This window comes from Modestobacter sp. SYSU DS0904 (assembly GCF_054051115.1).
This window is the reverse complement of record NZ_JBJHAQ010000041.1, coordinates 24,223-33,817: the sequence shown is the minus strand read 5'-3', so window position 1 is coordinate 33,817 and position 9,595 is coordinate 24,223. Positions and strand designations below refer to the sequence as shown.

General features: G+C 75.3%; 8 protein-coding genes. 4 read left to right on the top strand and 4 right to left on the bottom strand.

The genetic code is table 11. The features are described 5' to 3' along the window. The first annotated feature begins 238 nt into the window (after nucleotides 1-238). From ACI79U_RS18900 to ACI79U_RS18890, 3 genes are read left to right on the top strand one after another with little or no spacing between them, the layout of a single operon-like run. The gene (locus ACI79U_RS18900) at nucleotides 239-2,842 is read left to right on the top strand and encodes a molybdopterin oxidoreductase family protein (RefSeq protein WP_457070672.1); all 2,604 of its coding nucleotides are present in this window, start codon (nucleotides 239-241) and stop codon (nucleotides 2,840-2,842) included. After that, a complete protein-coding gene (nirB, locus tag ACI79U_RS18895; protein ID WP_457070670.1) occupies nucleotides 2,842-5,382 on the top strand; it encodes a nitrite reductase large subunit NirB in 2,541 nt (846 codons plus the stop codon). The genes ACI79U_RS18900 and nirB overlap by 1 nt, the downstream gene beginning before the upstream one ends. Next, nucleotides 5,379-5,789, top strand: a complete 411-nt coding sequence (locus ACI79U_RS18890) for a Rieske (2Fe-2S) protein (RefSeq protein ID WP_457070668.1) — start codon at nucleotides 5,379-5,381, stop codon at nucleotides 5,787-5,789. The genes nirB and ACI79U_RS18890 overlap by 4 nt, the downstream gene beginning before the upstream one ends. Here the strand turns inward: ACI79U_RS18890 and ACI79U_RS18885 are convergent. After that, entirely contained in the window at nucleotides 5,786-5,917 is a 132-nt protein-coding gene (locus ACI79U_RS18885) for a DUF2000 family protein (RefSeq protein WP_457070666.1), read from the bottom strand. The genes ACI79U_RS18890 and ACI79U_RS18885 overlap by 4 nt on opposite strands. Here ACI79U_RS18885 and ACI79U_RS18880 point away from each other — a divergent pair. Further along, nucleotides 5,916-6,116, top strand: coding sequence for a helix-turn-helix domain-containing protein (locus tag ACI79U_RS18880; RefSeq protein WP_457070665.1), 201 nt, complete (start codon nucleotides 5,916-5,918; stop codon nucleotides 6,114-6,116). The genes ACI79U_RS18885 and ACI79U_RS18880 overlap by 2 nt on opposite strands. A 33-nt stretch (nucleotides 6,117-6,149) precedes the next feature. On the opposite strand, the gene ACI79U_RS18875 is transcribed toward ACI79U_RS18880, so the two are convergent. The 3 genes from ACI79U_RS18875 to ACI79U_RS18865 all read right to left on the bottom strand — a co-directional run bounded on the left by ACI79U_RS18875 (nucleotide 6,150) and on the right by ACI79U_RS18865 (nucleotide 9,454). Beyond that, nucleotides 6,150-7,382, bottom strand: coding sequence for a serpin family protein (locus tag ACI79U_RS18875; protein ID WP_457070663.1), 1,233 nt, complete (start codon nucleotides 7,380-7,382; stop codon nucleotides 6,150-6,152). A 141-nt stretch (nucleotides 7,383-7,523) separates the two neighbouring features. After that, nucleotides 7,524-8,957, bottom strand: coding sequence for a hypothetical protein (locus ACI79U_RS18870; RefSeq protein ID WP_457070661.1), 1,434 nt, complete (start codon nucleotides 8,955-8,957; stop codon nucleotides 7,524-7,526). After that, the gene (locus ACI79U_RS18865) at nucleotides 8,957-9,454 is read right to left on the bottom strand and encodes a SigE family RNA polymerase sigma factor (protein WP_457070659.1); all 498 of its coding nucleotides are present in this window, start codon (nucleotides 9,452-9,454) and stop codon (nucleotides 8,957-8,959) included. Before ACI79U_RS18865 ends, ACI79U_RS18870 begins: the two co-directional genes overlap by 1 nt. Nucleotides 9,455-9,595 lie beyond the last annotated feature (141 nt).

The following is a 9,595-nucleotide window of genomic DNA, read 5'->3' as shown; positions in this document are numbered from 1 at the left end:
CCCCCCCCCCCCCCCCCCCCCCCCCCCCCCCCCCCCCCCCCCCCCCCCCCCCCCCCCCCCCCCCCCCCCCCCCCCCCCCCCCCCCCCCCCCCCCCCCCCCCCCCCCCCCCCCCCCCCCCCCCCCGCGACCCCTCTCCTGGTCGCCGCACCGGCGTCGGCCGCCGGGTGTGCGGCCGACGGAACGCGACCTTGACCTGAGCGCAGCCGCCGGGAAACGGCGTCCGCGCAGGCTCGGGATGTGTCCGCCGCCGTCTCGTTGCCCACCCCCGGTGTCGGCACGCGCACCACCGAGACCCACTGCCCGTACTGCTCGCTGCAGTGCGGGATCACCATGACCGCCGGCGACCGGCCGGCGACGCTGGTGCCGGCCGACTTCCCGGTCAACCGCGGCGGCCTGTGCTCCAAGGGCTGGTCCGCCGCCGAGCTGCTCGACCACCCCGAGCGGCTCACCCGCCCGCTGGTCCGCGCCGACCCGGCCGACCGCACCAGCCCGCTGGTCGAGTCCAGCTGGGAGGAGGCGCTGGACCGGGTGGTCGTCGCGATCCGCCGCACCCAGGCCGAGCACGGCCGCGACGCCGTCGGCTGCTTCGGCGGCGGCGGCCTGACCAACGAGCAGGCCTACCAGTTCGGCAAGTTCGCCCGCGTGGCGCTGCGCACCAGCGCCATCGACTACAACGGCCGGTTCTGCATGTCCTCGGCCGCCGGCGCGGCGATGCGGGCCTTCGGCCTCGACCGCGGCCTGCCGTTCCCGATCAGCGACCTGGCCGAGGCCGACGTCGTCGTCCTGGTCGGCAGCAACCCCGCCGACACCATGCCCCCGGCGATGCAGTACTTCGACGCCGGGCGCGCGGCCGGCGCCGAGCACGTCGTCATCGACCCGCGCCGCACGAACACCGCCAAGAACGCCGACCTGCACGTCCAGCCGCTGCCGGGCACCGACCTGGCGCTGGCCAACGGCCTGCTGCACATCGCCCTCGCCGAAGGGCTGGTCGACGAGGCGTACGTGGCGGCCCGCACCACCGGCTTCGCCGAGGTCAGGGCCGGGGTCGCCGGGTACTGGCCGGACCGGGTGGAGCGGCTGACCGGGGTGCCGGTGCAGCAGCAGCGGCGGATCGTCTTCGCCCTGGCCCGCGGCCGCCGGTCGATCATCCTCACCGCGCGCGGCGCGGAGCAGCACCGGCACGGCACCGACACCGCGACCGCCTGGATCAACCTCGCCCTCGCCCTCGGGCTGCCCGGCCGGCCGGGCAGTGGCTGGGGCACCGTCACCGGGCAGGGCAACGGCCAGGGCGGCCGGGAGCACGGGCAGAAGGCCGACCAGCTGCCCGGCTACCGCAAGATCACCGACCCCGCCGCCCGGGCGCACGTGGCCGCGGTCTGGGGCGTGGACCCCGAGTCGATCCCCGGCCCCGGGCGCAGCGCGTACGAGCTGCTCGACGCCCTCGGCACCGACGGCGGGGTGCGCACCCTGCTGGTGATGGCCTCCAACGTCGCCGTCTCCGCGCCCGACGCCCGCCGGGTGATCAGCCGGCTCCGCGACCTGGACTTCCTCGCGGTCAGCGACTTCTTCCTCTCCGAGACCGCCGAGCTCGCCGACGTGGTGCTGCCCAGCGCCATGTGGGCGGAGGAGGACGGCACGATGACCAACCTCGAGGGCCGGGTGATCCGCCGCCGCCGGGCACTGCCGCCCCCGGGCGAGGTCCGCGACGACCTGCAGCTGCTGGCCGAGCTCGCCGAGCGGCTGGGGGTCGGCGGTTTCAGCGGCGACGCCGAGACGGTCTTCACCGAGCTCGGGCGGGCCAGCGCCGGCGGCGTCGCCGACTACTCCGGGCTGAGCTATGACCGGCTCGACGCCGACCAGGGGCTGTTCTGGCCGGTGCCGGACGTCGACCCCCCGGGCACGCCCCATCCCGGTACACCCCATCCCGGAACACCACGGCTGTTCACCGAGCGCTTCGCCCACCCCGACGGGCGGGCGCGGTTCACCCGGGTCGAGCACGTGCCGGCGCACGAGGAGCCCGACGCCGAGTACCCCTACGTGCTCACCACCGGCCGGGTGCTGGCGCAGTACCAGTCGGGCACCCAGAGCCGGCGCTCGCGGAGCCTGCAGCTGATCGCCCCCACCGCACGCGCCGAGCTGCACCCCGACCTCGCCCGCCGGCTCGGCATCGCCGCCGACGACGTCGTGGAGCTGACCACCCGGCGCGGCCGGGCCCGGTTCCACGCCACGGTCACCGACGCCGTCCGACCCGACGTGGTCTTCGCGCCCTTCCACTGGGGCGGCGGCTCCTCGGCCAACGCGCTCACCGACCCGGCGCTGGACCCCACCAGCCGGATGCCCGCCTTCAAGGTCTGCGCCGTCGCCGTCTCCCGGGTCGGCGGGCCCGAGGAACTCATCGACCCACCCGACCCGGCCGGCCAGCCGCAGCCGGGCGCCCACCAGAGCCCGACGTCCCCCACCCCGCACGCCCCGTCCCGGAGGAGGACCACCCGAGTGAAGAGCAGCCCGCGCTTCCTGCAAGGCGTCTACCCGATCACCGGCGAGGGGCTGACCAAGCCCGGCCCGCTCGACCCCGCGCTCCGCTACGAGGTGCCGCAGGGCAAGACCGCCCAGGCGCTGTACTTCCGCGGCGGCAACTCCACCGACGAGCTGGTCTACCTGCTGCTGCTGCGCGACGGGCAGCCGATGCGCTGGTTCCCGATCGGCGCGAAGGGTGACGTCAACGTGCCGCTGCGGGTGGTCGAGGACCTCGACGGCGGGACGGTGGTGGAGCTGCACGTCGCCGCGCCCGAGGGCATCACCGGCGACGTCGTCGTCGACCTCGGGCTGGTGGAGGTCTGATGGGCGCCGTCCTGGGGGGCCGCCCGGCGGGGATGACCTCGCTGCACTTCGCGATGAGCGACGCCGACGGCGTCGACCCGCGGCAGCGGCTGGTCGTGGTGGGCAACGGGATGGCCGGGGCCCGGCTGGTCGAGGAGGTGCTCGAGCGCGGCGGGGGCGAGCAGTTCGCGATCACCGTCTTCGGCGAGGAGCCGCACGGCAACTACAACCGGATCATGCTGTCCCACGTGCTGGCCGGCGAGGAGCACGAGGACGACATCGTCCTCAACAGCCACGACTGGTACGCCGACAACGGCATCGCGCTGCGCGCCGGGGTCCGGGTCGAGCGGATCGACACCCACGCCAAGCTCGTCTACGCCACCGACGGGACGGCGACCGGCTACGACCAGCTGGTCATCGCCACCGGCAGCCGCTCGTTCGTGCCGCCGATGGAGGGCATCCGCACCGCCGACGGCGCCCTGCTGCCCGGCGTGCTGGGCTTCCGCACCATCGACGACACCCGTCAGATGCTCGCCGCGGCGGCCGAGCACGAGAAGGCGGTCGTCGTCGGCGGCGGGCTGCTGGGCCTGGAGGCCGCCCGCGCGCTGCAGGGCCACGGGCTGGCCGTGGAGGTGGTGCACGCCGGCACCCACCTGATGAACCAGCAGCTGGACCCCGACGGCGGGGCGATCCTGAAGCAGAGCGTCGAGGCGCTGGGCATCACGGTGCACCTGGCCACCCGCACCACCGAGGTGATCGGCACCGACCGGGTGCGCGGGGTGGTGCTCGCCGACGGCCGGGCGATCGACGCCGACCTGCTGGTGCTCGCCGCCGGCATCCGCCCGGTCACCGAGGTCGCGCTGATGAGCGGGCTGGAGGTCGAGCGCGGCGTCGTCGTCGACGACCAGCTGCGCACCGACGACCCCGACGTCTACGCGGTGGGGGAGTGTGCCCAGCACCGCGGCGAGGTCTACGGCTTGGTCGCCCCGGTGTGGGAGCAGGCCCGGGTGCTCGCCGACGTGCTCACCGGCACCGACCCGGAGGCGGAGTACCACGGCTCCCGGACGGCGACGAAGCTCAAGGTCGCCGGGGTCGACGTCGCCACCATGGGCGTGAACCGGCCCGAGCGGGACGCCGACGAGTTCCTGGTCATCTCCGAGCCCCGCCGCGGGGTGCACCTGTCGGTGGTGATCCGCGACGACGTGCTGATCGGCGCCACGCTGCTCGGCGACACCCGCAAGGTCGCCTTCCTCACCCAGGCCTTCGACCGCGGCACCCCGCTGCCGGAGGAGCGGATCCGGCTGCTGGTCGACCTCTCCGACGGGGCCGCCGACGTCGGCGTCGCCGAGCTGCCCGGTGAGTCGCAGGTGTGCAACTGCAACGGCGTCACCAAGCAGGCCATCTGCGACACCGTGGCCGGCGGCTGTGCCAGCGTCGGCGGCGTCATGGACGCCACCCGCGCCGGCAAGGGCTGCGGCTCGTGCAAGGGCCTGGTGAAGCAGATCGTCGAGTGGGCCGCCGACGGCGACGTCGTCGAGGACCCGACGGCCAGCTGGTACGTGCCGGGCATCCCGCTGGCCAAGCCGGACCTGATGGCCGAGATCCGCTCCCGCGGGCTGCGCAGCGTCTCGGCGGTGTTCGCCGCGCTCGCCCCCGGCGGCGCCGAGGACGCGAAGTCGAAGATGGGGCTCACCTCGCTGCTGCGGATGGTCTGGGGCAGCGACTACGAGCAGGAGAACGACGCCAAGTTCATCAACGACCGGGTGCACGCCAACATCCAGCGCGACGGCACGTTCTCCGTCGTCCCGCAGATGAAGGGCGGGGTGACGACGGCGGCCCAGCTGCGGACGATCGCCGACGTCGCGGAGAAGTACGAGGTCCCGATGATCAAGGTCACCGGCGGCCAGCGGATCGACCTGCTCGGCGTCCGCAAGGAGGACCTCCCCGGCATGTGGGCCGACCTCGGCATGCCCTCGGGCTACGCGTACGGCAAGAGCATGCGCACCGTGAAGACCTGCGTCGGGTCGGACTTCTGCCGCTTCGGGCTCGGCGACTCGACCCAGCTCGGCATCGACCTGGAGACCCGGTTCCAGGGCATCGAGAGCCCGGCCAAGATCAAGATGGCGGTGGTCGGCTGCCCGCGGAACTGCGCCGAGGCCTACGTCAAGGACGTCGGGGTGGTCGCCGTCGGGAACGGCATGTGGGAGGTCTACGTCGGCGGCGCGGCCGGGGCGAGCGTCCGGAAGGGCGACCTGCTGGCCACCGTCGACTCACCCGCCGCGGTGATCGAGCTGACCGGCCGGTTCGTGCAGTACTACCGGGAGAACGCCAACTGGCTGGAGCGCACCTACGACTTCGTGCCCCGGGTCGGGCTGGAGAAGATCAAGCAGGTGCTGCTGGAGGACAGCGAGGGCATCGTGCTGCACCTCGACGAGGGCATCCAGCGCTCCATCGACGCCTACACCGACCCGTGGGCGCAGGACCGGGCCGAACCGGCCACCCCGGGCCAGTTCCGCACCTCGCTGCCGCTGGTCGACCTGCCGAAGGTGCCGGTCCGATGAGCGTCACCCACTCGGACGCCCCGCAGGCGCCGACCACGCCGGGCACCGACGTCGGCACGCCGGCCACCGGGGTGCAGCAGGGTCCGGCCGGCGGGGGCGACGGGCAGCGGCACGTCGTCGGCCGGGTGGAGGACGTGCCGCCGGGGGAGGGGCGAGCCTTCGTCGCCGGGGACGTCCAGGTGGCGGTGTTCCGGCTGCGCGACGGGTCACTGCACGCCACCCAGGCCGCCTGCCCGCACGCCGGGGGACCACTGGCCGACGGGCAGACCGACGCGCGGGTGCTGGTCTGCCCGCTGCACCTGTACGCCTACCGGTGGAGCGACGGCGCCCCGACCAGCGGCGGCAACGCCCCGGTCCGGGTCTACCCGGTGCACGAGCGGGACGGCGCCCTCGTCGTCACGGTCTAGGGGTGCATGCGGGCGCCCTTGAGGATCTTGTCGACGGCGTTCTTCGGCCCGTGCACGGCGAGCCCGACCAGTCCCAGGTCCTGGCCGGGCACCACCGCCACCGCCGTGGGCAGCGGCAGCGTCTCCATGCCGGGCAGCCGGCACGGCCTGCCACCGCGCCGGTACCTGACCGGCCGGCGGGTCGACCGGGCCCGGCGGTTGCTGCTGGCCGGGGTGCCGCCGGCGGAGGTGGCGACGGCGGCCGGCTTCTACGACCAGGCGCACCTGACCCGGCACTTCCGCCGGATGCTCGGCACGACGCCGGCCGCCTACGTCCGCTCGGCCTGAGCGCCCGCTCGGACCGAGCGCTGGCGCGGCGGGTCAGCCGGCCGGGTCCTGGACGACGGCGGTGAGCAGCGGCGAGCGGGTCGCGGTGTCGGTGAGCAGCAGCAGGAACGGCCGGTCGAAGGTGACGGTCGCCCGGGGGCCGGCCGTGCCGGAGATCGCGACGGCCATGCCGGTCGCCGCGGCGGCCTCCGTGCCGTCCTCGTCGACCCGGAGCACCGCCCGCTGCACGGCCGCGGCCAGGTCCAGCTCGCCGCCCAGCGCGGGGTAGTCGCCCACCGGAGGCACCCCGAGCTCGGCCAGGGTCTGCCGCAGGTCGTGCGTCTGGGCGAGCTCCAGCCGGGGCAGCCGGACGCCGACCGGGCCGGCGGTGGCCGCGTCGAGGCCGGCGAGCACCGCGGCGTCGACCGAGCAGGGGTCGGTGCCCTCCGGCGGCAGGACGGCGACCGCGGCCAGCGTGCCGTCGCGGTAGGGGAGCTCCACCGACTGCCAGCCGGCCGCGGCCCGGTGGTCGCCGCCGGCGCCGGTCATCATGTCCACGTCCCTCGCCCCGGCGGGTGCGGCGAACCGGTGGGTGGCGGTGTCGTTGAAGGGCGAGGCCCAGCGGGCCCGCAGGTGCAGGGCGTTGGCGAGCACGGCCTGGGTGTCGGACGGCAGCGGCTGGTCGAACAGGTCCTCGATCAGGCCCCGGGTGTCCTCCTCGACCGTGGCGTTGATCCGCTCCGTGGCGCCGGCCGGGTCGCCGGCGAAGTCCAGTGCCTGCACGTCGGCGTCCAGGCTGGTGGCGAGGTCGTCGAGGTAGGCCGCGGCGGGCTGCAGGCCTCGAGCCGTGTAGAGGTGGTTGCTCAGCTGCAGCGAGTCGGGGGCGTCGTCGTCCTCCGGATCGCCCTCGTACCGCAGGCCGTCGAGGGCAGCCGTGTGCTGGCGCAGTGCGGCGACCAGCTCGGGCGACCAGGGCGGCAGGTGCAGCACGTCGCCGAGCGCCGTGGCGGTCGGTCCGCCGGCCGCCGGGTAGAGCAGGGTGAGCGCCTCGGCGGCCGAGGTCGCCGAGAGCAGCACGTTCTCCTCCGGGGTCTGCGCGCAGACGGCGTGCAACAGGTCGAGGCCGAGGGTCCGCTGGGCCGCCGCGACATCGGTGGGTTCGAACTCCCCGGCCGGCACCGCCCTCACCTCCCCGCGGTGCACCTCGGGAGTGGCGCCGGCGCTGGCGCACGCGGTGAGGGAGGCGAGCACTCCCAGCGCCCCGAGGAGGCTGCTCGGTCGGGTCATCGCGGCGCTCCTGGGTCGGTCGAGCCGGGCATCGGGACCGGCCGGGGACGGGACGGACGGCGGCGCACGGCGTTCCCGCGCGAACGCGCCTCCTCGGCCAGCTGGCGGGCGGCGACGACGGACGCGGGCTCGGCAGGCAGCTCAGTCACCGAGGTTCGCGAACGTGAGGGGGCGGGCGGTGTCGCGCACCGTGCCGTCCGCGGTCAGCGTCTCGACGGTCGCCGTGCGCTCGGGCGCCGGTACCACGGTCACCCCGTCGGTCAGCGGGAACTCGGCCAGCACCTCACCCGCCGGGTCCAGCGCCCGGGCGGACACCGCGTCCGCAGGCGACAGGACGACCAGGGAGCTGACTGCGTCGGACGAGGCGGTGCCGTCGGTCACGTCGCACCGCAGCGCGATCGTCCGCTGCGCCGACGGTTTCCCGGCCGGCAGGATCTCCGACCCGCAGGTCGAGCCGACGACGACCCCCTCGGTGCCCGTTTCGTAGCCGTACACCGTGCTCACGTACACCGCACCGGAGGGGACCGTCACCGCCAGCACGGTGACCCGTGCTGTTCGATCGTGTGGGCCGGGGACGTCCCCGGCCCACGGCACGGCGACGACGACGTCGTCCACGGGCAGTCCCAGCTGGGTCAGCAGGTGCTCGGTCTCGACGTCGCGCATCCCGTCACCCGGCGCCGGGGACGGCTCCGGCCGGAGCCAGGTGAGTGGGACCTCCGGGCTGGTCCGGTCGTCCCGGCCCCGCCCGTCCGGACCCGTGGTCGTGATCTCGTCGCCGCCGCGGAACACCCGGTAGCGGACGGCTCCCAGGTGGCCGACTTCGCTGGGCGGCACGTCGAGCACCGCGACACCGTCCGGCGCGTCCACGGGTTGCCAGGTCCGGGTGCCCGTCCCGTCGGCCGCGATGTCCGGGCGTGGCGAGAACTCCACCTCGTCGCCGGACGCGGTGATCACCACGAGCGCGCCGGTGACGCTGTCGGAGAGGGCCTGCGGGTACCGCGGATCGACTCCCCGCGGGACACCGACCAGCTCCAGCTGATCCGGGCTGGCCCCGGGCGGGCCGGCGAACCAGGCGATCGCGACGTCGCTGAGCGCACCGAGGTCGGTCTGCAGGGCGGGGTCGTCCTGCACCGGCTTCGCGTCGTTCTCGCCGGCCACGAGCGCCCAGCGGCCGCCGGGCACGTCGCCGGCGAAGACCACGCGCCGGGTGTCGACCGGCGCGTCGGGGGTCTCCGACACGCCGTCGTCCCAGGGCAGCTGCCGGACCGCCTCGACGAAGTCGGCGTCCCCGGCCAGTGAGCCGCGGGTGGGCCCGGCCAGGACGTCGACGGCGGCCGCGGTCGAGGCCGGACCCGCGCCGGTGGCGGAGATCGGCGCGGCCGGCGGTCCGTCGAGCACCAGCGGCGTGGCGCCGACGACGCCCGCGACGACGGCGGCGACCGCGGTCAGTGCCAGGGCCTGCCGGCGCTGGGCCCGGTGCCGCGTCACCACCGCGTCGGCCAGGTCGTGGCGCGGGGGCGGGGCGGCGCGGTCGGCCAGCCGGTGCAGCCGGTCGTGCAGGTCGGTGGGTTCCATCAGGCTCGCTCCTCCCCGAACGCGTACGCCGGTGGGGTCAGCAGCTCACGCAGCCGGGCGATCCCGCGCGTGGTCTGGGTGTTGACGGTGCTGGCCGAGCAGCCCATCGCCTCGGCGGTCTGCTGCTCGGAGAGGTCGGCGTAGTAGCGCAGGACGACGGCGGTGCGCATGCGCGGGGGCAGGGCGCGCAGCGCGGTCCGCAGCTCCTCGTCGTCCTCCGGCGTCGCCGGGGCGGCCCGGTCGGGCAGCTGCTCGAGGACCTGCTCGCTCGTCGACCGCCGCCGTCGCCAGCTGGTGTGGCTGGTCACCAGCACCCGCCGGACGTAGGCGGTGGGGTCGCCGCCGCGGGTCACCCGTCCCCAGTGCCGGTAGCTCTTCAGCAACGCGGTCTGCACCAGGTCCTCCGCGTGCCCCCGGTCCCCGGCCAGCAGGACGGCGAGCCGCAGCAGCCCGGCCTGTTCCCGGGACACGAAGTCCTCGAAGCTCAGCCCGTCCACCCGTTCTCCTCCCGCTGGTCGCTCACCCGTCTACACGCGGTGAGCGGCGCGGCAGACCCACAGCGGTGGTCACGAAGCGGTCACGGTTCGGCCCTCTCGCAGGGGTCCGCGCGAGCGGGCGAGCGGTGGGAGGGCGAGAGG

What these genes read in the sequence shown, in the direction of transcription:
- ACI79U_RS18870 (WP_457070661.1), bottom strand. Translation starts at nt 8,957, where the DNA reads ATGGAACCCACCGACCTGCACGACCGGCTGCACCGGCTGGCCGACCGC.
- ACI79U_RS18885 (WP_457070666.1), bottom strand. Translation starts at nt 5,917, where the DNA reads ATGGAGACGCTGCCGCTGCCCACGGCGGTGGCGGTGGTGCCCGGCCAG.
- ACI79U_RS18880 (WP_457070665.1), top strand. Translation starts at nt 5,916, where the DNA reads ATGCCGGGCAGCCGGCACGGCCTGCCACCGCGCCGGTACCTGACCGGC.
- nirB (WP_457070670.1), top strand. Translation starts at nt 2,842, where the DNA reads ATGGGCGCCGTCCTGGGGGGCCGCCCGGCGGGGATGACCTCGCTGCAC.
- ACI79U_RS18875 (WP_457070663.1), bottom strand. Translation starts at nt 7,382, where the DNA reads ATGACCCGACCGAGCAGCCTCCTCGGGGCGCTGGGAGTGCTCGCCTCC.
- ACI79U_RS18890 (WP_457070668.1), top strand. Translation starts at nt 5,379, where the DNA reads ATGAGCGTCACCCACTCGGACGCCCCGCAGGCGCCGACCACGCCGGGC.